19 protein-coding genes and 1 pseudogene are annotated in these 24,235 nt (G+C 42.4%); 3 read left to right on the forward strand and 17 right to left on the reverse strand.

Annotation, left to right across the window (positions count from 1 at the left end):
* Positions 1-431: 431 nt before the first annotated feature.
* From GC098_RS38205 to GC098_RS40665, 4 genes and pseudogenes are all read right to left on the reverse strand, one after another.
* Entirely contained in the window at positions 432-1,136 is a 705-nt protein-coding gene (locus tag GC098_RS38205) for a hypothetical protein (RefSeq protein WP_171649552.1), read from the reverse strand.
* A 182-nt stretch (positions 1,137-1,318) separates the two neighbouring features.
* Positions 1,319-2,929 carry a DUF5050 domain-containing protein gene (locus GC098_RS38210; protein WP_171649553.1) on the reverse strand — a complete coding sequence of 537 codons (1,611 nt, stop codon included), beginning with the start codon at positions 2,927-2,929 and terminating at the stop codon, positions 1,319-1,321.
* Positions 2,930-3,273: 344 nt separating this feature from the next.
* Positions 3,274-3,774: a hypothetical protein gene (locus GC098_RS38215; RefSeq protein WP_171649554.1), complete on the reverse strand. Its 501-nt coding sequence runs from the start codon at positions 3,772-3,774 to the stop codon at positions 3,274-3,276.
* A 309-nt stretch (positions 3,775-4,083) separates the two neighbouring features.
* Positions 4,084-4,406 (reverse strand): annotated as a pseudogene (locus GC098_RS40665) (antibiotic biosynthesis monooxygenase family protein).
* 127 nt (positions 4,407-4,533) lie between these two features.
* On the opposite strand from GC098_RS40665, the gene GC098_RS38220 reads away from it, so the two are divergent.
* Entirely contained in the window at positions 4,534-5,415 is an 882-nt protein-coding gene (locus tag GC098_RS38220) for a LysR family transcriptional regulator (protein WP_171649555.1), read from the forward strand.
* Between the two features lie 383 nt (positions 5,416-5,798).
* Here GC098_RS38220 and GC098_RS38225 read toward each other — a convergent pair whose 3' ends face one another.
* From GC098_RS38225 to GC098_RS38235, 3 genes are all read right to left on the reverse strand, one after another.
* Positions 5,799-6,020 carry a hypothetical protein gene (locus tag GC098_RS38225; protein ID WP_171649556.1) on the reverse strand — a complete coding sequence of 74 codons (222 nt, stop codon included), beginning with the start codon at positions 6,018-6,020 and terminating at the stop codon, positions 5,799-5,801.
* Positions 6,021-6,750: 730 nt separating this feature from the next.
* Positions 6,751-7,059 (reverse strand): hypothetical protein, encoded by a 309-nt coding sequence (locus GC098_RS38230; protein ID WP_171649557.1) that lies wholly within the window; start codon positions 7,057-7,059, stop codon positions 6,751-6,753.
* Between the two features lie 224 nt (positions 7,060-7,283).
* Positions 7,284-8,162 (reverse strand): LysR family transcriptional regulator, encoded by an 879-nt coding sequence (locus GC098_RS38235; RefSeq protein WP_171649558.1) that lies wholly within the window; start codon positions 8,160-8,162, stop codon positions 7,284-7,286.
* 71 nt (positions 8,163-8,233) lie between these two features.
* Between GC098_RS38235 and GC098_RS38240 the strand changes: the two genes are divergently transcribed.
* Both GC098_RS38240 and GC098_RS38245 read left to right on the forward strand, forming a co-directional pair.
* Positions 8,234-8,914, forward strand: coding sequence for an ankyrin repeat domain-containing protein (locus GC098_RS38240; RefSeq protein WP_216625586.1), 681 nt, complete (start codon positions 8,234-8,236; stop codon positions 8,912-8,914).
* A gap of 40 nt (positions 8,915-8,954) precedes the next feature.
* Positions 8,955-10,178, forward strand: a complete 1,224-nt coding sequence (locus tag GC098_RS38245; RefSeq protein WP_171649559.1) for an amidohydrolase — start codon at positions 8,955-8,957, stop codon at positions 10,176-10,178.
* 286 nt (positions 10,179-10,464) lie between these two features.
* Here GC098_RS38245 and GC098_RS39695 read toward each other — a convergent pair whose 3' ends face one another.
* The 10 genes from GC098_RS39695 to GC098_RS38290 form a co-directional block, all read right to left on the reverse strand.
* On the reverse strand, positions 10,465-10,728 hold the full coding sequence (locus GC098_RS39695; RefSeq protein WP_216625587.1) for a hypothetical protein: 264 nt from the start codon (positions 10,726-10,728) through the stop codon (positions 10,465-10,467).
* 74 nt (positions 10,729-10,802) lie between these two features.
* On the reverse strand, positions 10,803-11,021 hold the full coding sequence (locus tag GC098_RS38250) for a helix-turn-helix domain-containing protein (RefSeq protein WP_138883371.1): 219 nt from the start codon (positions 11,019-11,021) through the stop codon (positions 10,803-10,805).
* A 10-nt stretch (positions 11,022-11,031) separates the two neighbouring features.
* Positions 11,032-11,514, reverse strand: a complete 483-nt coding sequence (locus GC098_RS38255; RefSeq protein WP_171649560.1) for a DUF2975 domain-containing protein — start codon at positions 11,512-11,514, stop codon at positions 11,032-11,034.
* A gap of 328 nt (positions 11,515-11,842) precedes the next feature.
* Positions 11,843-12,034 carry a hypothetical protein gene (locus tag GC098_RS38260; RefSeq protein WP_171649561.1) on the reverse strand — a complete coding sequence of 64 codons (192 nt, stop codon included), beginning with the start codon at positions 12,032-12,034 and terminating at the stop codon, positions 11,843-11,845.
* Positions 12,035-12,262: 228 nt separating this feature from the next.
* Entirely contained in the window at positions 12,263-13,795 is a 1,533-nt protein-coding gene (locus GC098_RS38265) for a response regulator transcription factor (protein ID WP_171649562.1), read from the reverse strand.
* A 9-nt stretch (positions 13,796-13,804) separates the two neighbouring features.
* A complete protein-coding gene (locus GC098_RS38270; RefSeq protein ID WP_216625588.1) occupies positions 13,805-15,592 on the reverse strand; it encodes a cache domain-containing sensor histidine kinase in 1,788 nt (595 codons plus the stop codon).
* Between the two features lie 71 nt (positions 15,593-15,663).
* Entirely contained in the window at positions 15,664-16,485 is an 822-nt protein-coding gene (locus GC098_RS38275) for a carbohydrate ABC transporter permease (protein ID WP_171649564.1), read from the reverse strand.
* Positions 16,482-17,354, reverse strand: coding sequence for a carbohydrate ABC transporter permease (locus GC098_RS38280; protein ID WP_171649565.1), 873 nt, complete (start codon positions 17,352-17,354; stop codon positions 16,482-16,484). The genes GC098_RS38275 and GC098_RS38280 overlap by 4 nt, the downstream gene beginning before the upstream one ends.
* A gap of 72 nt (positions 17,355-17,426) precedes the next feature.
* Entirely contained in the window at positions 17,427-18,770 is a 1,344-nt protein-coding gene (locus GC098_RS38285; RefSeq protein WP_171649566.1) for an ABC transporter substrate-binding protein, read from the reverse strand.
* Positions 18,771-19,002: 232 nt separating this feature from the next.
* Positions 19,003-22,758: an S-layer homology domain-containing protein gene (locus tag GC098_RS38290; RefSeq protein ID WP_171649567.1), complete on the reverse strand. Its 3,756-nt coding sequence runs from the start codon at positions 22,756-22,758 to the stop codon at positions 19,003-19,005.
* Positions 22,759-24,235: the final 1,477 nt, after the last annotated feature.

Raw genomic sequence — 24,235 nt, forward strand, 5'->3', positions numbered from 1 at the left:
TTGGTCATTATTACTTTAATATCCTCCGAATTAATTATAATCCCATTTAATATGATTTGGTCATTGGACAGGCATAACTCGAATGGTTTCTTGAAGAATGTTCTGTACAATGCGAGTAACAGTACAACTAAACAGTAACTCAGAAGAATCGTCGTTAACGAAGTGTAGAAAACACCCATGTGATCCCATGATCTCACTAAAAGAGATTGACTGCATATTATAGCGATCATACCTATAATGGTTCCAATCCTTGAAGGGCTCTTAACTTGATACTTCACTTCCCTCAAAATATCCCCTCCCTTAATCAAATCCTATTCTAAGCATAATATTGGAATTAACCTCCCGTTACTTTAACGAAAACAGGGAGCAGCTGCCACGTGGCGAGTTGCTCCCTGGTTATTGCGCTATCGTTTCCGTTAGTTCAAAACAAACTATGGTATCAACGGATTATTTGTTTTAAGTCTATCAAACTCATATATTGTTTGAAGATAATATGTACTACTTGCATCTGTCCTTTGAAAAACCCCCATGTATCCAACATTATTAAAAATAACATACTCCTTATCGAGCAAAGGATCAGGACGATTTGATTGCCAATAAAAATGGAGTTCCATTGGAGCCTCATACCATAACCAATCTAAATTTTTTATTGCAATATTTTTATGTTTGAGAACCCAGATACTAAACGCAACATGAGGATCATCAATGGGTATTTCGGACAATGGAGTTTTATCTTTTAAATTTTCAGCAGCCGTTTTAAGAACAACATTAATATCTGACTCTAAAGTAAAATTAGATATCGCCTTAACTTGATTAAATTGCTCTGAATCTTTGCTAACTTGAGAAAGTTGCTTGATTTGGTTGAAACTAATCTTCGGGGTGTAAGAAAGGGCAAGGACAGAAATTAATCCAAAAATAAGCGCATTTGATAGATGAGTTTGTTTCGTTTTGTTCACATAAATCAGTCCAATGATAAACCCCACAGGAATTACTAAACCAAATACATTTACGGAGAAATTACAAATGAAATAAACTCCAAGGATTGTGAACCATTTTTTCAACCCCATCGATTTTCTCTGATCAAAATAAGACACTAATAAAAAAGCAAGCAAACAAATCCATAGAATCCAGCCCAACTATCAACCATCCTCCTTGCCATTTGAGAATACTGCCGATCCGTTGCTATCGGCAGCCTCCTCTGATGTTTATTGAGCAATAGTTCTTCGATAGCTTAATTGGTCAGTTTGTAAACTCCAATAAATTGCACCTATGGGGCGCTTGCTAGTAACACGCCCTTATGACTGGGCGAGGGGAGACATTAGCGGATGACTTTGATGGTGGAGTCGCCCGAAGTGGTGAAGAGAATCGCATTGTCAGACGTAAGCAGGTGTGAGATCGGGTCTGACACCGCCAGCACTAGGCGGCCGGAGCCGTCAAGCACCATCGCCCCGTAATCCTCTTTCTCGTCGAGCCGGCAGACGAGTTTCCCGTTCAGAAGCTGAACGCCGTCAAGCCGCTCCTGCAGCACCGGCGGATCTTCCCCGTCCGGGTTTGCCTGGTACAGCCGGTATTTGTCTTCTCCAATGGCTGTTGTATAGTACACGTTGCCGTCAATCCCGTCAAACCAGGATACGGCGTTTTCGGACAGCTTGCGCTCGCCTGTTCCGTCAAGAGCGGATGAATATAAGGCATTGTCCGCATCCTTGACATAATACAGCTTCTCTCCTAAAATTCGGAAACGGCTTACTTCTGTATTTACGATTTTCTTCGTTTCGTTCGTCTTTAAGTTGATTTTGTAAATTTTGTTCAAATCGTAGTAACCGTCCGAAAGGTTGTTGGTAGATGCCCTTATATAAACATCGTCTCCAATAACCTCTGCAGAATCACCGGTCCCGATGCCGTCCACGATGAAACTGGAATTATTGAGGTTGACATGCCGGCCGTACAACAGATTCGGATTTCCGACGGCCTTCCCGCGCTGATCTCTCTGTCCCGGCGCTGCCAGAGACAGGTTACCTTCCCAATCATTAGGACCTAGAGCGATGATCAAGGTGCCGTAAGGCGTTTTTTTGAAATCGGTATAGCCGCCTTTTTGCAATTTTATTTCACCTTTCCCGTCGTCGTTCACTTTCACATATATATTCGTCCCCATTAGATTTGAGCCTACAAAATAGGAAAACCAGAGCTCGTTATCGAGAATTCGGAAATGCACCATTTTCCTCGGAGGTTCACTTCCAAGGAAGTCGTACGAATAAACGAGCTCTTTTTCGGACGGTTTTTGAACGAGCGCCCGATATACCTGATTCGTGTTCCCTGTCGTTTCGGCAAAGTAATAATATCCCTTATACAAAGCAACGTCGTTCCCGCCGGCGGATGCAGGCAGGTCCGGAGTCTTGATCTGCGGGTTATGGGACTGAATGTCCAGACCTTCGGCGTCGTCCCAACGGTAATCCCAGCCGAATTCGTTATGCGCGAACCGCCAGGTGAGCGGGAAGTATGTGACATCCCGGAAGCTCAGGAGCGGATACGTTTCCTTCGAGTTGTTAATCGGTTTGCCATTGATCGTAATGGCCGAGGCCGGGACTTCCGCGCTGTAAGAATCCGCATTCTGATGGTTGGTTTTATAGGATTCATAGGAGGAGATTACCTGGCCCTGTGCAATACCCAGACCGTTCTCCGGCGACCATTTCGCCTCCAGCCCTAGCAGCCGCGAGTCATACCATGTCATGGGAAAATAGGTAATATCCTTGTAAACGAGCAACGGATATTCTCGCTGCTGATTATCTACCGTATGCCCGTTCAGCGATACCATAAAATCCGGCAAGGTCACCTGTACGCCCGCCGAGGCGGCTCGGCTCTCCCCAGCAGGAGTCAGTAAACTGAAGCATAAAACAAACATGGCCGCATGGCCGGCCCATTTCTTTCTCATCCAATCCACGTCCCCTCTCCTTGAGTGACACCCCATCTTTAGACGAATATTTTTGGAAATAGTTTCAAAAAAATCCATCATTTTTTTGGTGAACTCGTTCGGCAAGCCGGAAAGGCCTCCATTTTATAAGCGATAGAAAGCGAGCTGAGAAGGTGTTGGGATATACGGATCCGGGGTTGACGCCGCTGTTCACATCGGCCGTCTGATACGACCTGAAAATTCCTTATATCGATTAATCTGCCCGTTACTTGAATAGGCTGCCAAATATACCGGCAGCCTGCTTTAATTATTGTGCTATCGTTTTCCGTCCCTCGGTTTAGCTTAGTCTCTCGTTGGTTAATTAACTAATCAAGATCATATTTTGCAAATGGTAAACTCCTTATTGAACCAACAAAATCCCCATCTGGTTTATTCAATATCTCTTTTTCAATGATTTGAAAAATAATTGTCTCCCCCCACTCATCCTTTGCTTTTATCCCAATTGAAGACAAATATTTTAGTCTTTCTTCAATCCCTTTAACTTCTGTTTTAATTCCACCCTTTTTATAAATACCGAAATGATAATCTCTATATATTAGTGATTCTGAAATCCAAAATGTCTTAACTTTAAATTTCTTGGATACTTCAAGTGGAAACTTCTCATCAAATATAAATCGGGCGTTTGTATCAAAAATTAATGTCCATGCCTCTACATGACCAACTCCAATGGATGATCCCATAGTAACGGATGTAATTTCTTCAAAATGAAGCCCTTCTTTCGATTTATAAAGAATGTCAAGATAAGTTTCATTTTCGACGACAGTTGGATCCGCCTTTATACAAAGTAACCCAATATTCCATGTCATTGTTATCACCTCATTAATACTTGCGTTCAGGTGAAGAATTCAACATCAATTACCAATTACCTTTTTTTTGGATATGGGCCATAACTATCCTGCCCGTTAGCGGAGAAGACTGCCGACCCATTGATTTCGGCAGCCTTCTTGCAAGGATAAAGGCTTTGATTTGCCGTTACCAGTGAACTGCCACCATCTAATTTTCGCCGTTACTTGTGGTACGGTTCATCTATGGTTACTTATTGGTAAAGCAGCGTTCATAAAAAACATCGTCTTCTGATTTACAGAAGACGTTGTTTTTTATACTCACACTATCTGTTAAAAGGAATACTCTCTTTCAACTTTACAAATTTTAACTTTGTAATTTTGGTACCAATCTTGCTTACCTTTCTCCTGAGCAACTTTGTGAGATTGATGCTGCTTCCAGTTACTAATCGCATCCAAGCTCTCCCAATAGGAAATGGTAATACCAACTCCTGAAGAATCCCTGACACTTTCCACTCCTAAAAACCAGGTTGTTGGGTTGCAAGCTACTCCATTTTTTCAGCCATGATGTTATATCCGTTTTCCCCCTCCGTGCGTTGACTTGAAAATATGACTGCATAATATGATCCGTTTGATTCATGAACCAATCCGATCAACCTCCCCTTCAATCGTAGATGTTTTTGTATAAAACAGATTATACTATTATTATTAAGATAAGAATAATGAATGTTTATTATAACTTTGATGAATTTTTCTCATGTATTATAGAGGAGACAATTAATTATGAATCTAGTTAAATATCAGATTTTCAGTAAGGTAGTCGAACTCGGCAGTCTTACCAAAACAGGAGAGATATTGAATTTAACACAATCAGCAATCAGTCATGCGGTTTCTAGCTTGGAACTTGAGTTCGGACTGAGTCTTCTTATAAGGAACAGATCGGGTATCCGACTAACCAACGATGGGGAACGCTTGATCCCACATATTAGAGAAATCCTACAACTTAATGAAAAACTAAATCAAGAAGTAGCTGCGTTAAAGGGAGTCGAAATCGGTACAGTGAAGATAGGTACTTTCTCTAGTGTATCGATTCAATGGTTGCCCCAAATCATTAAACAATTTCAGAATCAGTTTCCTCATATTGAAATAAAACTACTTGATGGTAACTACTATGAAATAGAAGAATGGATTGCAGATGGATCTGCTGATTTGGGATTTGTAAATCTGCCTACTCGAGAAGCATTTCATGTGGTACCCCTTCAAAAAGATAGGATGGTGTGCATTATGTGGTCGAATCACCCCCTCGAACGCCAATCAACTATCCGTCTAGAGCAATTGATTGATGAACCTTTTATCATGCCAATTGCGGGTTGTGACACCGATGTAAAGCGAATTTTCTCGCAAAATAAACTTACACCAAAAATCAAATATGAATTAGAAGATGACCATGCCATAATCGCCATGGTACAAAACGGTTTAGGGTTAAGTATTCTCCCCGAAATGATTTTGTCACGACTCCCCGACAATGTATGTTGCCGCCCATTGGAAGGAGAGTATTATCGTTCTATTGGCATTGCTGCCGATTCTTTTAAGAATGCCTCTCCAACGGCAAAAAAGCTAATTGAATTCATTACACAATGGATCACACATCGTGCCCCCAACTAAATTATATTGCGCTCATTCAAACTCACAATTAACTCTACCCTCCGCTTTACCACTATTTGTGATACGGTTCACCGTAATGTATCCAAACACAAAGTATCTTTTGACCATAAGATTTACATTAGTATATAAAGACAAAGCCACTCCTAACAATGGAGTGGTTTCTTTGGATAGAACTGCTTTTTATTCAAGAAATACTTATGAAAACTCATCGAATGCTAATCAGACTCTTCCAACCCATGGATTAAAATTGAGTGCAAACTTATCAATTACGCAAGCCTGCCCATTAGTTGAGAAACGGAGGCCACTATGTTGGCTGCCGTTTCTTCATGTTCATTGAGCTATCGTTCCCAGTTAGCTTAGTCTTTACCATCCATTTATCGAATCTACAACTTCCCCTGTTGTATCCAAGACCAAATTCGGTAAGACCCGAAAAGTGCAATTAACAACAATAAAATAAGGGTAACAAGCCATATTCCAAGTCGATTGATATCGTTGAGCCCTTCTGAATTCGCATACACAAACACAGAGAGACCCAAGAAAAAAATGTACATTAATACATTTGGAATAATCCAAGCCATTCTTAGTCCCATATTCGGTTTAGTCATGCCCCACCTCCACCGTTGGTCGTTGATTAATTATACGATTCCAAGTATTGTGAGTTCCGTTATAATGCCCGTTGTGAAGACTGCCGATCGGTTACTGTCGGCAGCCTGCTACTGTTTTATTGAAGTTTAAGGATTATTTACATACTAATCTATTAAATCAGCCCTCGCAAACAAGACACTTCTGCATATCCTAAAGTATCACAGCAGGAAAGGAATGATATAAATGACCTTACTACTTAATCACTTCTACGGAATTGTTTATCGGAATGCCAATGGAACCACAACCGTTTTTAACGGTCGTGTTGTTGTCCGTCGTCGTACTTTCATTATCATCAGATTTATGAATTCAAGGGGAATAGTCGTTCTTAGAAGACTTCTCCTATTTCAAATTATTAGATTTATCGCTATTTAACTCATGGAATACGAAAATAAGAAAGACGGAAGCCATTAATGGCCGCCGTCTTTCTTATTTGCTTTCCTTCTAGTTCGTACCAGAAAGCTTCCTTCGATACTTTGATAACTTTCTGTTCACCCTGATTGGACTATCTTCAATTGGATTGGAACCATACGTTATTTTCGCGTTAAAGAAAGAAAACGTCATGTCATGGTCAGCAGTAACGTCGGTGCCAGAACCTTTGAAAGTTTTAGAGCTTTGAGTTGGCGCGATGTTAAACGAATCACCGTTAGTTATGGCCACTGAATTTTATTCATTTTCCATTTTGTACCATGTTTATGTGGAATCCAAGCATGTTTTAAATTGCCTTTTAGATAACAACGTTGGAACTATCCTGCCCTTTAGTTTAATAGCAAAAAGAGACTTAATCTCCCCGACTTCTTCACCTAATGTTAATTCCCGTTCATTTACCCACTCAATATCTTCTGAATTACTATATATAATGCCATTTAACATAAAAATATCTGAATCTTTATTATTTGTTAAAATATCTTTAGCAGTTGGATTTCCTATATATTGAGAATTACAAGAAGCAATTATAAAAGTGATGGACAGTATTCCAAAAAGTAAGCACAATTTTCTCATTTAACTCCCCCTTTCATTTTTTGACATTATGAATATAAAAAAAGTTTCTCTCTTTTCCACTATCCTGCCCTTAGCTTAATGGACATAAGAATAATCAATAACAAATCCAACATTTACTATCACCACGATTATGCGCATACGTTTGTGTCGTGACCTCGCGACACAAACGTAGGTGCATTGAAATAAAAAACCCCCGATTGACGGGGATGTGTTCCATATTGGGTTCAAATCCTTGATTCTTTGATAAGTTCGATGAAATGCTGTGCTGCTTTTGTTAAATAGCGCTCTTTTAACCAGATTAATCCGGTTGCGAATTTAAGCTGATTCTCTGCAATGGCAAAGGATTGAATGTCATACCCTCGATGCAAATGAAGAATGGATTCCGGCACGATTGTCGCCCCATCCCCTGAGGATACCCACTCCATTAACGTGACGATATCTGAACACTCCCCGATGACGTTCGCATGCAAACCATGCTCGGTAAATTGATCGATGATACTTTGATATAACCCAAGCCCTTCGCAGCTTGGTAAAATAAGCGGATACCGCTGAATATCAGCATAGGTAATTCCATGTGCTACAGGTGTGAAAGTTTTAGCTGTAACAAAATAAAACGGCTCAGCTTGAAGCTTCAGCACTTCAAAATCGCTGAGTTCCAGCGGAAGCCTTACGATGGCAAGCTCAATGGAACGTTCTCTAATGAGCCTAAGAAGCTGTAGTGATTCACTCTGTTGTATTTTATAAGTAACTTTAGGATAACGAGTTTTGTAAATACGCAACAAATGAGGCAGCGGGGCTGAAGACAATGTGTTCACGCCTATCGTCAATTTACCTCGTGTTCCCATGCCAATTTCCTTCACTTCGTTCTCCGATTCTTCTAAGAGCCGCGTCAAATGAACGGCATGCTTATATAGAGCCTGTCCTGCGTCGGTCAATTCTAAGACTTTGCCGTTTCTTATGACAAGCTGGACTCCGAGTTCTTGCTCCATGTGCTTTAATTGTTGGCCAAGCGGAGGTTGTGTCATGTGCAATCTTTGGGCGGCGGCCGTAATTTGCTTCTCTTCAGCGATTGCAATGAAATAGCGAAGCTGACGAATATCCAAGGTATAGACAACCTCCCTATCGAATGATTTATGTATGGAAACCAAACTTTTTAAATATTTTTCGTATGCTAATGGCTATGGTACCATATCCGTATAATCGTAAGAAAGAAATTGCTTATTTTTGCGGTATATCAACTTTGATCGAAGAGGACGTGTCGTCAATGAATCTATCACTCATTCAAGCAGCAGAGCGTGGAAAAACGGATTTCGTTGTGCAATGTATCAAAGATGGCGCGGATATCAATGCAAGAGATGAACGCGGACGCACCCCGATTTTAGCTGCTACACACGGCAATCAAGCTGATACGGTTAGAGCGTTGATTGAGGCGGGAGCAGATATTAATTTACAAGATCATATCCTAGATAATCCTCTCTTATACGCCGGGGCAGAAGGATTGCTCGAAATTGTCAAGTTGATGAACGAAGCTGGCGCTGATCCAGCAATCACCAATCGCTATGGAGGAACGGCGCTCATTCCCGCTTCCGAACATGGTTATGTTGAAGTCGTAAAAGAGCTCCTCACCGGATCAAAAGTGAATGTAAATCACGTAAACAATCTAGGTTGGACGGCACTGATGGAAGCGATTGTATTAAGCAATGGCGAAGAAAAACAGCAGCAGGTCATAAAACTCCTAATTGAACACGGATCTGACGTGACGATTCCAGATAAGCATGGAGTTTCAGCGCTGGAGCATGCTAGAGCGCATCATTTTACAGCCATCGAACGTTTATTAGTAGACGCCGGGGCTTAATCAGCCCCCTATTATTTCGTTGAGAAAAGGACGGGATATCATGTTAAATGCTTCATATTGGTTAACGAATGTGAGATTAGAGCAGGGTTATGTCAAAGAAGACGGACAAGTGGTCGGTACGCATACGAAGATTTGTCATGTTCGAATTGACAGGGACACTATAGCGGAAGTTATCGGATCGGAATTGGAGCCTCAGGGACATCTACCAAAGTATGATTGCAAAGAGTTCCTGCTGCTGCCCTCTTTCGAAGAGGCGCATATCCATTTAGATAAAACGTATTATGACGGGCCGTGGAAAGCGGTGAAAAAAGTCTCAAGCATTTTCGAGCGGATTGAAGAAGAAAAAAAATTATTGCCTAAACTGCTGCCTCTGGCGAGACAACAAGCCGAGAGCATTTTGACCCTTATTCAAGGGTTTGGTGCCACGCATGTGCGCAGCCATTGTAATATCGAACCCGTCAGCGGTCTGCACCGTTTAGAGGCAACAAAGCAAGCGCTGGAGACTTTCTCATGTAAAATATCATCCGAAATTGTAGCTTTCCCGCAGCATGGACTGCTTCGATCCGATTCTGTTCAACTGGTAAAACAATCCTTGGCAGAAGGAGCAACCCTTGTCGGCGGGGTAGATCCATACACGGTGGATGGCGATATTGAGAAGTCACTGCAGACCATGGTAGAGCTAGCGGTAATGAACAATGCCGGCATTGATCTTCACTTGCATGATGGAAATGAAGCAGGGAAGCAAACTTTGCTGCGGCTAGCTGATTTGACGGAAGAAGCTGGGTTGCAAGGCAAAGTGACCGTTAGTCATGCTTTTTGGTTTGCTAGTGCTCCTCAGTTGGAATCCGAAGAAGTAGCTGCAAGGATGTCTTCACTCGGTATGTCCATTGCCTCGACGGTGCCAATCGGACGAACCATGATGCCTCTTCCGATGCTGCATAACAAAGGTGTACAGGTGAAATTAGCAACAGACAGCCTGACGGATCATTGGTCTCCTTTTGGAAATGGCGATCAACTGGAGAAGGCTGGACGGTTGGCAGAACTATATGGGTGTAACGATGAATGTTCGCTCTCTCAATCCCTTGGATTCATTACAGGCGGGATAACGCCGCTCGACCAAAATGGCGAACAAGTATGGCCAAAGGTCGGTGATACCGCAAGCTTTGTGCTCCTGCCAGCCAGCTGCTCGGCAGAAGCCGTAGCGCGAAGAACAAAGCGTCAAGCCGTATGGTACAAGGGATTGCTCGTAAGCGGATCTCTGTGAACTTATTTTGACGACGACAGTTCAAATCCTCCCCTAATTTGATAATAATACTCATTAATACCCTAAACTTCCACCAAAGAAAATCAGAGAGCAGCTGCCGTGGCAATCTGCTCCCTGGTTATTCGAGTCAGTTGTTATAATTATAAAATTACTTGTAGAGTTATATTCCTATACTTTCCAGATCGGTCATGAGGAACCGTAACGGTTTAGATTAACTCTTGTAATGTTACGACTACCCTATCCAGAAGTCTAATTCTTTGATCCAAAATATCAATTCCAGTCATTTTCAAGTTTCCTGAACGATGGGCTTCAATTCTCGATCTAAGCCTTCATTTATTGACTCGTCTTTATCCAGTCTACCTCCGATGGTTGTTAATACCTTTTCATCTTTATCCCAAGTCATGATTAAATTTCCATTCTCTAGTACAGGTATGCAATGCACTCCACTAATATTTTTGTCAGTTGGTATTTCCGTAATAAATGTTAATATACAAGCCACCGAGCAGAAGCTCAGACTACCACGCTTTACTGCAAAATAGCTTAATGACAACAAGGAGCAGCACTGTGCTGCTCCCTGGTTTTTTTGAACTATCGTTCTTCGTTAAATAAATTAGTTGTCTGTTTTTATTGAGTGTCTTCATCGCTTTTGTACTCCAAAATATCACCTGGCTGACAATCCAAAGACTTACATATCGCTTCTAATGTTGAAAAACGAACCGCTTTTGCTTTCCCATTTTTCAGAATGGAAAGATTCGCCATAGTAATTCCAACCCTCTCCGAAAGTTCTGTTACGCTCATTTTCCTTTTTGCCAACATCACATCAACATTGATGATAATCGCCAAGATACTCACCTCAGATCGTTAAATCATTTTCTGATTTTATATTAATAGCTTGTTGTAAAAGTCTTTGGAGAACAGCAGCAAAAACGGCAATCACCATAGAAGCGAAAATAATGACCAATCCGATTGGTATGAAACTTGGAGGGTCAACTTTTTTCCCCATGAAATAGTAGAGTGGCATACCTAGCAGGTACAAGGTACTGATCGTGATGGCACAGTATTTTATATTCTTTAAAGCTTTTACCGATAATTCCGAGAACGCTTGGTTCTTATCAATATAGCTTAAAAGTTTAAAAGCTTGATACAGAGCAAAGTAAAAAGGTATCGCTGCCGCGTACATATCGATTAAAACGAGAGATTTCATATAAGCAATATCTGGATACAATTCTCCAGCAAAATTCCCGATCTTAGGCACCAAAAATATGCACAATGCAAGAACTGGGATTCCTATAAAAATAACAGCTAGCTTTAAAAAGAGTGTCGTAACTTGTTTCATAAAAAGCACCTCGTTAATTAAATTTTACCGAAACGTTAATCATTTTCTGGTTTTAATTCAAGTGGTTGAACATCGTTTAACATTTATTTAAGACACCTCCACTTATTTAATGACAACATGATTTTAGCATATGATTTATCGTTTTTCAATAAATTTATATTGTTTTATATTATATTATTATTGAAATATCCTTTTAAACCAACTCGAAGTAACCTTCCCGAAAGTGAAAAAAAGGCTGCATTGTCGGCAGCCTCAAGCGAGCTATCGTTCCCTTTGACGAGAACCAAACTTCATCGGATACTAATTGTCGGGACATTGGCAGATGACACTATTCTAAGTCATTTCGGGGATGTGGATTAATCGGCGGATATAAGAATTGATTATCGAATTGATTATCTTTCTTCGGATCATGATCATCAGGATTTCCGCTTTCATCTGGCATCTCAGCAGCAGTCATAGCCGACATAGCTTCCAAGTTCACGAAGTCTTCGACTTCATCAAACTGGTTGTTTTCAGTCATTGCAAGCCTCCTTAAGGTGGATTTCATTACTAGGCAATTATTCGCCTTATATCTACTTTTTATCCAGGAATTCAAGGAAGCAAAGTCCCCCGTCTAGATGGACCGAGGATGACCTTGGAGCTATTGTACGGAACTCAGTTCGAAGATTTGAAACCTTAGGCTACAAAGTTACAATTTCAAAAGTCTCCTGATCTTCGAGATTAATGCATCTTATTGGTTACCGTGCCGTTACTGCCGATTGCCCGCTTCCTGTTTCATAAACTCAGTCGGACTTTGGCCAGTCACATCCTTAAAAACTCGGCTGAAGTAAAAAACGTCATCATATCCTACCATCGAAGCGACCTTCTTAAGCGCAATACCCGGGCAGGCTGCCATACATTCTTTCGCTTTGTCTATCCGAAGCCTAGTGACATACTTATTCGGTGTAATTCCTTTACTCAGTTTGAATACTTGGCTCAAGTACGTTTCGTTATAGCCAAAAAGATCATAAAACATTTTATAAGAAATAGGCTGAGTAAAGCTGGACTTCAGAAACTGCTCCATACGGTCAACAATTTCTGCGATAGATAAGTTAAGGTAAGTGGTCCCTTCTGAATGCTCATAGACCATATCGATAATACGTCCATACCGCACATACAGATCCTGGTAGCCTGTCGACCCCGAAACGATCTCTGAAATATCAGTGGGAAGATCGGATATCCCCTTATAGTTCTTCAGCCAATTGATAAGCTTTAAAACCAACTGCTTAAGTAAATGCTCAACAGCATCTTGCGTATATCTCTTGGTTTCCCATTCTTTCAGCAGGCCTTGCAAATTTTTTTTGACTTCGTTCATCGTCATCCCATTAAAAAGCGCATCGTATCTTTTCTCGAACTCTTCTGTCATCATGAATGGGATCGATTTCGTTTTTTCTTCGATATAAAGCCCTGAATGACCGAATACGATCATTTTGCTTAAATGAGTCCTAAGTTTTTTGATTGCTTTGGAGAGCTCTCTTACATCAAATATCATCTTCCCCACAATCATTTGTACGGGAAGAACATCATTCATTAGACGTTGTTTTAACTCAAGCGAAACCTTCTCTATTCGATTTTCATCCAGGTCATCTCCGCCAAAAACGACAATTTTTTCATTTAAAGAGAAGCCATTCAACACCCAAAGGCGGGCATCGCCCAGTTCATGACCCAATTGTTTCCGAATATCTACTTGTTCCCAAAACTCACGACCTGGATGATCAGAATCTTGTACAGAATTGCTGACATAATGACCCGAACAAACGATCATCGGAATAAATTTCAGCGAACCGAAATCGATATCCCCAGTACCAGAGTAATCCTCGAAATAAACCGCTTGGCTGATCGCTGCTTGTTCCTCTACTGATTTTCTAGTATCTAATGATTGCTTTAACCCTTGCAGCATGCTTTGCAGCTTCTCGATTTGAATAGGCTTTAGAAGGTAGTCAAAAGCATGGACACGCAGCGCTTTGACAGCGTATTCAAAATCGTTATAGCCGCTCATGATGACGCAAGCGACCCCTATATACTTTTGGCGCACCTCTTCAAGAAGGGTTAGCCCATCGACGAAAGGCATGCGTATATCTGTCAGGATGACGTCAGGAACGTTATCCTTCAGCATATGCAATGCGTCTCTGCCATTCCGGGCGACTGCGCTGACTTGGAATCCATAATTTCCTGTATCAATGAGATGCTTTACCGCATAAAGAATCGGTGGTTCGTCTTCTACCAGCATTATTTTGTACATACTCTCACCTCACTCGCCGATAGGTCCCCCAATAACTACGATGGCTCCGCCTTGATCGGAATTATAAAACTCAATCGTTTCATTGCCTTTATAGAATAAACGCAGCCTCATAAACGTATTGATCATTCCAATGCCGCCTTTGCTTTTGTCGAAATAATCGCCGGATTGCAGCAAGTATCGGTCTTCTTCCATCTTGTGTTTAATTTGCCTGATCGCCCCGGCTCCAAATCCTCTTCCGTTATCCTTTATTTCAATTGCCCATCGCCCATTCCTGACCGTTCCCTTCATCTTTAAGACCCATGGAGGTTCGACATCCATAAAGGCATGACGGAATATATTTTCCACTAACGGCTCTAATGTAAGCTTAGGAATGGGGACCTCCATCAAAGCTTCATCCATGTCGATCTCAACTTGCAAATCAGTCTCGAAGCGAAGCGACATCAGTTTCAAGTAGTTCTGCATATGGATCACTTCAGATCGCAGCGTCGTTTTCCCATTGTCCGAATCGATCGTATACCGCAGCATATCCGATAAATCGGCGCACATTTGCATGACTTCGATGTTTCCCTTTTTGATGCCGTAAGCTCCAATGACAGCAAGCGTGTTGTATAAGAAATGAGGATTCATCTGTGCTTGCATGGCCGACATATGTGCACTCATCTCCCGTGAACGGGACTCCACCATAAGGTCCATTGTTCCCTTTACTTCGTCCAGTAAATCCTGAAATGCTTGTGCGAGCAGCGTGATTTCATTCCTTTGGCCTGTTTTGAGTCTAAGTCTTAGGCTGTCCATATTAACCGATAATACAGACTGTTTTAAGCTCCGGATCGGTCGGGTAATATTCCTCGTGTAAATATATAGAATAATTAAGAAAATTGCGAAGATAGAGAAATAGGATACCCACGTCATCGTGCGTAAAATGATGATCGGCCGCTCAAAGTCGGCATTATCTTCCAGCAGCAGCATGCTCCAATCCACGGCAGCCAATTTGTTGAACGTCACGAGATAATTGCGATGGCTTTCCGGATTTTTCACTTTATAATTTCCGTAATTGGCTGTGTCGAGATTATCATCATGGAGCCAATCGCCACTCGAATCGATATTGAAATTGTGGTAGATGAGCGTTTGATTTTGGTCAAATATAGCCCCTTGGAGCACACGGGAATTCCCTTCAACTTCAAACAAACGGTCGATTTGCTCTAAATTGTAACTGACTTCTATGAGCCCTTGTATCTCGTAATTCGTGCTCCTCAAAGGTCGAACGACGGAAAAAACAGATTTTCCTTTCGAAGTCCATTCATCTTGGTGCGGCGGCAAGAAAAATTTGTAGCGATCCGTTTGCATGGCTTCTTTAACAAATGCAAATTTCCGCACATCGCTCTTTGTGATGTTTTGCGTATCGCTTTGATTGCTGAAGTCTAAAAAATCATGATACTTGGAAACAATACTGATTCTGCCATTCAACGGCTTCAATGCAGTCAAGGAGAACAAGTAGTTTCGGATTTCCTCACTAATCTTCGGATACGTATCAAAATAGTTCTCATCCGGTATTTCAGGTATATTTTCCAACACATTCATGATCATATCCGACGAGTTCACGGAGATCGTCATATTGTCAATTTGGGCCAGGAGAAGATCAAGCTGCTCTTGAATTTTTTGCACGGTGTGCTGCTGCGTGACCACCACATTTTTTTCGACAATCGAACCTGTGTAAAAATAAAATAGCCCGGTAGAAACTGAAAGCAGCACACATGTAAGGACAGAAAAAGAGATGAACAACTTAAATTGGAATTGCATGCCTTTAAACAATGACTTCACTCCAAAGCACATCGTAGTTTTACATCCATTATAGCATAACGGATCAAGGATCAGCCTTTTACCGCGCCAGCCGTCATACCAGATATGATATACTTTTGCGCGAACAAATAGGCGATTACAACAGGCATGGAAACGATGACCATGTTAGCTGAAACCAAATGCCAACTGCGGTTGAAACGCCCGAAAAAGTTATATACCGTTAACGGTAGCGTCCACATCGATGATTTATTCACTAGGAATAATGGGTAGTAGAATTCGTTCCACACCCACATGAAGTTAAGGATGGCAACAGTTACCGTAATAGGAAGCAGAAGAGGCAGGATTACCTTATAAAACAAGGAGAATCCGATGCATCCGTCTATAATCCCTGCTTCGTCTAATTCTCTGGGTACAGTTAACATAAATCCGCTGAACAGCATCGTCGCAAAAGACATGAATAATGCCGTGTACACAAGAATGACAGAGGTGTATGTGCCATAAATATGCAGGAATTGCAACGTTTTAATGGTCGGCAATGCTGCAAATGGAGCGATTAAGCCTAGCGTCATCATACTGTAGATCGCTCTATTCAGGGCGCTTCGATTCCTCATGATAGTAAAACTGAGCGTACCGCTAAGAATAACGATGAGCAGCACGGAACAACCCGTGATAAGCATGCTGTTCATTAGCGCCTGAAGCATTTTGCCTTGTACGAAAACAGTTTTATAATTTTCAAAATGAAAATGCTCGGGCAGCGAAATGCTGAGTTGGCTTGCTTCGCCAAGCGATTTGAATGAGGTCATAACGACCATCGCAAGCGGATAAAGAATCGTTAAACTCAGTAACCACAGAATAACTTCCCAAACGATTGGATATCTCCTGCTTGTACTCATAGCTCCACCTCTGTTTTTTGAGAAAACTTTTGATACGTGAAAGCTATTCCTACAAGGAGTATGCAAAATACGAGATTTATCGCCGTAGATTGTGCATAGCGGTCTTGCGAGAATTCGTTGAGAATTAACGTGCTGAACGTTTCCGTATCATGACCTGGTCCGCCACCGGTTAGAATATACACGATATCGAACACCCTTAACCCGTAAATGATGCTTAATAAGATATTAATATGGATGGCCGGCATTAACAGCGGGATCGTCACGCTTTTAAATCGTTGCCAAGCGCTGGCGCCATCAATCATCGCAGCTTCATAGTAATCCTTGGGAATCACTTGTAAACCGGCTAGAAGAATCACGACTGCATACCCCGTAGATCTCCATATTTCGGCTAAATTAATGACGAATAACGCAGGCAAGCGACGTCCCAGCCATTCAGGTTCCCACGCTTCAAGTCCAATTTGGGTTGCCAAACGGTGGATAACACCGCCTTGTGCATCGAAGATCGCATTAAATAATAAACCGACAACCAATGCTGACAAAATGATCGGCAAAAAATAGATGGTTCGCAGCAAATTTTGACTCTTTAACTGTTGATTTAAAATTATGGCAATGAGAAGGCCAAAACCATTTTTCAAAATCGTCGTAATGATTGTGAAGCTAATCGTATTCCAAGCGGCGCCGCCAAGCGACTTATTGTTTAAAATTTCAGCGAAATTGGCGAAGCCTACGAAATGAATACCTTCGATAAATGGGTTCCAATCCGTGAAAGCAAAGTAAAAGCCCACTAGCGAAGGCACAATAAAGAACAGTAAGTAGATGCCTAATGGGAGAAACGTTAAATATTGCGGATAAATTCGTTTTAAGTTCATAGTCACTCACCTGCCAGGCTTAATAATGAGGGAAGACCTCCAAAAAGGTCTTCCCTAGGGGTACCGTTACATTTAGAAACCAGGAATTTTTTGCGCTTTAGCTGCTTTGATGCGCTCATCGTCCATGGCTTTAATTGCCTGCTCTGCTGTTTTCCCGCCAAGCATCAAATCTTGCAGCGGTTTTACCATCTCTACTTGGCTGTAGCCGATAATATTTTGCTGAACGGAAGCATTGATCAATTTATCGACGGACTCCTTAGCTGCTGTATACTGTGGTGTTGGTTTGTTCGACGTTACGCTTTTGAAGTACGTTTGCGTAGGCTGATCTTTGTAAATTTCATTCAGGTTTTCAGGCTTCGCCATGAATTGAATGAATGCTTTGGCTTGCTCAACGTTTTTGCTGTTCTTATTGACGTAGGTTGAGATCGCGTTCGGGCCCTCGTAAGTGCCCTCTTCATTGACCCCGAGGAACATAGGCATAAGGCCAAATTTACTGGATGAGCCTTTCGCTTTCGGTTCCATATCCGATTCCAGATACGTATCCCAAGCATAAACCATCGCATATTTCTCGCTTGTTAATGCCGCAGGCTGACCATCCCAAGTATTCGTTGAGAACTTCGTTCCCAGATAACCCTTATCGGCAAGCATCTTATACCAGGCGACTAAGCTGTTCAGCTCTTTGACATCAGCGAATTTCGTCTGATTGGAATTTAATTTGTCCAGCAGGTCCGGCGTTTTCTTGAGGACTGGATCGAAGCCGAATTGCGGCAGAAGCGGCCAAATATCTTTGAACGCCATGTAAATCGGTGTGATGCCATTCTTTTTCAACGTCTCACAGGCTGCTAAGAACTCCTCTTGTGTTTTGGGAACCGCGATATTATATTTCTGGAAAATGTCTTTGTTATACAGCATGCCACTGACAGAACCCTCCCAGAGAGGGAATCCATAGACCTTGTTATTAACTTTTACTTGTGGCAAAACGAAATCTTTCAAATCGGCAGCCCACGGTTCTGCGCTCATATCCACGAAGTTTTTATCAGGTTGGATCGCAGACAGTTGATAACCGCCATAGTACATCACGATGTCCGTCATCTCGCCCGTTGCGAACTTCGTTTTCATGACTTTTTCCCAGCTATCGATAGGAACAGCTTGAATATCCAGCTTATTTCCCGTTTTCTCCTCATACATTTTCCAAGCTTTTTGCGTCATCGGTTTATTGACCCAATCTTGATTAGCCATCAGTGTCAATGTTACTTTTTCAGCCGTCTTTTCAGGCGCTTTCGTTGCGGCTGCAGTTGCTTTCGGAGTTGCCGTTGCATCCGCTGCAGGAGTCGGGCTTTTCGTACCGCAGCCTGCCAATAAAGAGAAAGTCATAAGACCGGAAATAACCGTAAACAGAACTTTTTTGTTTTTCATCGCTTGTTTATCCCCTTTGTCGCTATTTATAAAACGTTTTCATTTCACTCTACATCTTTCAGGCCTTTCATGATTACCCGGAATAATCATACCCTTATACTAATCAATTACTGACGATTGTAAAATAGAGCATTCATATGAGTTGCATGGACGATCTATAGAAAAATAGAACCTGCGGAGACTCCTGTGAAGAGCTGCCGCAGGTTTATTCAAAAAAATCAGCTTCTAGTTGCTAGTCGATCATTTTTAATGAATAGAGCAGTCTGCTGAGCATAGCAGCGGCTTCCCCGCGAGTGGCATTAGCTCCGGGAACGATCATTTGCTCCGTCACTCCTTGGATAATCCCTGCATCGGCACATAACGCTAACGATTCTTTAGCCCAAGCGCTGATCAATTGTTGATCCAAAAACTTCGATAGTACTTGATCGGAGTTTTGCTGCGCGTATGCAGATTTGCCTGCATATTTCATCATTCTGACAATCATTACAGCCATTTGCTCACGCGTCATGTTCCCGTTCGGATTAAACGAGCCATCCTCATATCCGTTTATGAGTCCAGCTTTAGCTGCGGCACTAATAGGACCTGCAAACCAATCCTCATTCTTTACGTCTGAGAACGCAAGAGCGGTTTGCTCCGTTTTTAATCCTAATACCCTTACCAATAATGTGGTGAATTCCGCACGAGTAATCGGTTCATTCGGTGCAAAACTGTTCTTCGTTATCCCTTGGAAAATGGAGAATGATAGCAGTAATTCAATTTCCTTTTTTGCCCAATGACCTTTAATATCATTGAATTCAGGCACCGGCCCAGGCATCCTTGTTAGTTTGGGAATTGGCTTCAGATCCGGTTTTTCTGTCCCTCCTGGGATTGGTTTCGAATCTGGTGTACCTGTTGAATCCGGTTTCGGATTCGGCGTTGGCGTTGAATCTGGTCCTGGATCCGATGGCGAAACCGGTTTTGCAGACGTTGTAAACGAAAAGCGATACTCGCTACTCATGCCGTTCCCCACCTCCCCTTTAATCGCAAAGGCTGGAATCATCAATTCATACATGGTTGACGGAAGGAAGCCCCCCTTCGGAGAAACGGACAATGTATCTTCACTTATGGAAGCGGTCGTTTGCACCGTTGTCCCTCCCGCTTTTAACACCATAAGATCGAAGTTAGTTCCTTGCTGCACCGGTTGGTTAAATGAAACCTTAGCGGCCGCAAGATTATAGGGCACGTTCATGGCCTGATTCGAAGGTTCACTTGAGATAATGGCAACCGGCTCGACGAACTGCACGGTTACCGTTGCCGGCTCGGAAACTTTATTCCCGTCATCTATGACATAAGTAAAGGTGTCGGTTCCGCTCGCTCCCGCAATCGGGGTATAGCTGAACTTTCCGGTTTGGTAATCGATGACGGCCGTCCCCTTTTGACCGTTCTGCTTGATTCGGAACGTTAACATCCCGTCATTTTCACTCACCGTCGACAATTGACCTAAGATATCCTCATTGGAAGCACTTTTGGCCGAATAATCGCTCGCTGCAGGTTTTTCGTTCCCTGCCTGGCTGGAGACGACTCTAAAGGCGTCTACGAGCATGTAATCGCCGTCTTTCTTGACGAGCTTAATCGTGTGTGAAACGTTGGGAGACAATCCTTGTTTCGTAAACAGAACTTGATTCGTCTTCCGGGATGCGGAATAGGAATTCACGGTTCCTGCGCTGTTTCCGTCCACGAATACTTCGATATTGCCTTGGTTGGAATCGGTCTCCGTAATAAACTGGACTTCCGTTCCTTTGAACGTAAACTCCGCGCTATCCCCGTTGGTCATGGTGTAATGCACGTCCGTCCGATACGTACCGCCGCCGCTGCGTCCCGAGCTCACGTCCCAACCTCCCGCATAAATAATGCGTGAGTCCGAATCGTTATACATGTCAGGCTGGTCTCTCGGTTCGTCAGTGCCAACGATGCCGTATCTGGCCGCATTTTTAACATGGATCATCATTGGGATGGAGGACGGATTCAACGTACCGTCTTCATACATCATCATGTTATAGCTCAAAACTTGATTGTAATGCATAGCTTCGACGATGCGAGATACCGCTTCGCTAGCGGACAATAAAGGAACGATAGGCTGATTGGGCAGATGGATTCCCCAGTCGTCCTCGGTGATAAACGCCGTGTGAGCTTGCAATCCCTTATACCTGCCGTCGCGCATGATCCCGTTATCGTTACCCGGCAAAGGCATCCACCATTCGGAGGAAGCGTAATCCTGGAAGTCCGTTCCTCTCGGTCCTCTCGCGTTGTTATAGGTAATGATCCGGTCGGCGTTACCCGCTTTGGCCGCCGCCCCCAGCTCCTCGTAGTCTGCCGGATAGTAGATGCAATCGTCATCGATATACCACCCCGCCAGTTTCGTCCCGTAACGGTTTCCGACTTCGGTCATAATGTTTTTCCAATTGGTCAGAAACTTCGTCTTATCGTCCATGGATACCCAATTCGTGTCCCACCAGTCTTTCGTTTCACTTCCCGTGTGATAATAGAGCATCAGTCGAATGCCCTTTTTGTTCAACGCATTCGCCAAATCTCCGATCAAATCGCGCTGAGAAGTGTGCCCCGGGAGAATATCGTCGACTGCTTTAATCGGAGCAGGAAAATAATAACTCCACCAAGAGACCGACCAAACGACGTAACCGGCCCCCATCTTTGCCACCTGATCAGCGAAAGCGTTCACATCGAAATCGTCGATCTGCTTAGGCCATTGTTTTTTGTCGCCGGATTGCGGATAACCCCATTCCCCCCACTGAAAGAACACGCCATATTTGGCATCCTTAAACCACTGAGTATCCGAACGGAAGTTGGCAATTCTTTGTTCCATCGCTGGAACTTCAGCAGCAGGGATTAATTCAAGCGATTTGAACTCATTATTATTCGGGTTCGTCGCCGTCACCAAGATTTCGCATATCCCTTGAGGAAGTGTTAATGTACCTGCAGCTCTGATCTTATCCCAGTCGCCTGTACCCGTGAGCTGAACACTGCCGTATGTGACAATGGACACCGTGACAACCGAATTCGTCGGGGCCTTTATTAAGGCGTCGACCACATATTCTCCTGCGACAGGAACGTTGACCGTCCATTTGAAGAAATCAGTTTGGGCATTCCAATTGGTAACCCAGAATCGCTTATCTTTCTCATGCCCATGATCGATGAATTGCTCGAGTGAAGCGGAACGTTCAGCCCTGTCAGCCATCAAATAAGTAATCTTCTTGTCTAGTACTGGAATGGCTTCCAACACATCAATGGCATATTTCGCATCTGTTAGTTTCGTGATGTCCCCGACCAAATCTTTTTGCGGCTCCGTCAAGAGGTTATAATGATGCTGTACTGTTTGCACGGCCTGTTTGTCTGCCAGCGTCACCGACGCTTTGTCGGGCAGCAGCTGAATTTCGGCTTGTACATGGTCGGCAAGCTCTTGGTCCGAAAGCGTATCATCGACATATTTGATAAATGCATCAAGCTGCAAATATGAACCGCTTTCTTTAATCAATCTAATCGTATGTATGCCATTAGGCAACCCCTTATTACTATATACAACTTGCTTGGCTACGTAATCCGAAGCCCCTATGGCTGTGTCTGCGAGACCTTGTGACACCCCATCAACATATACGCCAATTTTTCCGTAATTGGGATTATTACTTGCCGGAGCGACTACTTCAATCCCAGTGCCGATAAACGTATACTCTGCCGAATCGCCGTTACTAGAGGTATAGTGTAGGTCATTCTGAAAATCCCCAGCCCCCCTGCCGCTTGAATACCCCCACACTCCACTGTATATGATCGATGAATCTGTATCGTTGATATATACCGCTGTGGTTACCGACATGGTGCCCGCCGTTGCTCCGGCTGCAGCTTCTGCTCTATGTATTGAGGTAAAATTGATCATATTGCATAATAGCGTAAAGATAAGTGACAGCACTATAAAACTCGTTTTTTTGTTGGAAGACATCTTACTTTACCCACCGCCCATTTATTTGTTTTTTAAGACTACTCCTTGTTCCGTTACATTTGTTTCAGCGATTGCTTATAACGTGTCCACCTCCACCCACCTTTTATTAAATTGAACCCATGAAGCTACTTTGATAGCGGTTTCATTTTATTCATATCTTTATATTCGCTTAATTTTACAGGCAACGGAATGGATAAAGTATAGAATATACATAGAGAATCCATAGAAGATTCAATATTCAGCCTAAATTTCCGACTGCCTATAATGGGAGAATCTCATTCTTGGTTAATGAGGGTGATGGAAATAGCAATCTACGGCATTGCAAAGAAATAAATACGGCCGACTCTAAGGCTAAACAGATAAGGTAAATAGTTCGCGTCCCATAGAAACAATACTTCCCACTCATAGTCGCTATGTTTTCCTAATCAACGATTAGGTAGTTATATAAACTATTCCCGATATTCCCTATAACAGATGATGCTACCACCCTTCGGTTTGGTAAACTTATTATTAAAGCTGGAACTCTAGTTCCAGCTTTAATAATAAGTCAGATAAATGGATGAATTTTGAAGTAATTGTGAGAAAAAAGAGATGCTTATCTTTGAAAACACTTTGAAAGCATTCTGTACCTACAATCCCTTTAGCAAAGCAAAAACGATTTCGACCAACAGTTGGGAAGGCAATAGGTAGCGATTGGGAAGAGAAGGGCACCTTTCAATCCATCGAAGGGACTTACATGAGTCAGATCCTATTTAAATTATTGGACTATTCTGCCCGTTAGTTCAATCATAGGTATCCTTTCCAGGTATTTCTATATCCACCTCATTCACTCCCTATGTCGGGAATGAGATAAAGTTCTTGTCAAAATCGGGAATGGAATAATGTTCTTGTCATTTGGTTTTGACAAGAACTTTATCCCATAAAATAAAAAAGCCGCGATTTATGCGACTTTTAATGAGATAATGTTCTTGTCACCCGACACACACGTCACCCGATCTCTAACACAATTAGCTTTATAAGTTGTTTCGTTTCCGGCTTACATCTCAGAAGATTCAATCTTCTAGTTATAATAATTGTTGTTCGTCGTTGTTGCTCCCCGGAATGACAAGAACTTTATTACATAACTAAAAAAACCACTATTTAAGCGACTTTTAATGTAACAATGATTTTGACTTCCGACAACTACGCCTTTCCGCGTCAAACTCAAAAAAAAGATTGAAATGACCCACTCTCCCCATGTGTGTATTCACTTGTATGATTCACTTAGTAGAGTCGTTTTGCCGTAGCCCGCCTGTTTTCCCCCAATCCCCTAAACGCTACTACATCGAAACAACAAAAATATATCATAATTCTCTATTCGGTATTAACATATTCTAGTCCTATAAATATTAAATTCCAGCCATGTAACTGTGGCATTTTGAAAGTAAACACTATTTATTAACTTTCATAACGTGCTAGGCCGTAGCTCATAAAAATA

Source organism: Paenibacillus phytorum (genome assembly GCF_013141715.1).
Classification (GTDB): Bacteria; Bacillota; Bacilli; order Paenibacillales; family NBRC-103111; genus Paenibacillus_E; species Paenibacillus_E phytorum.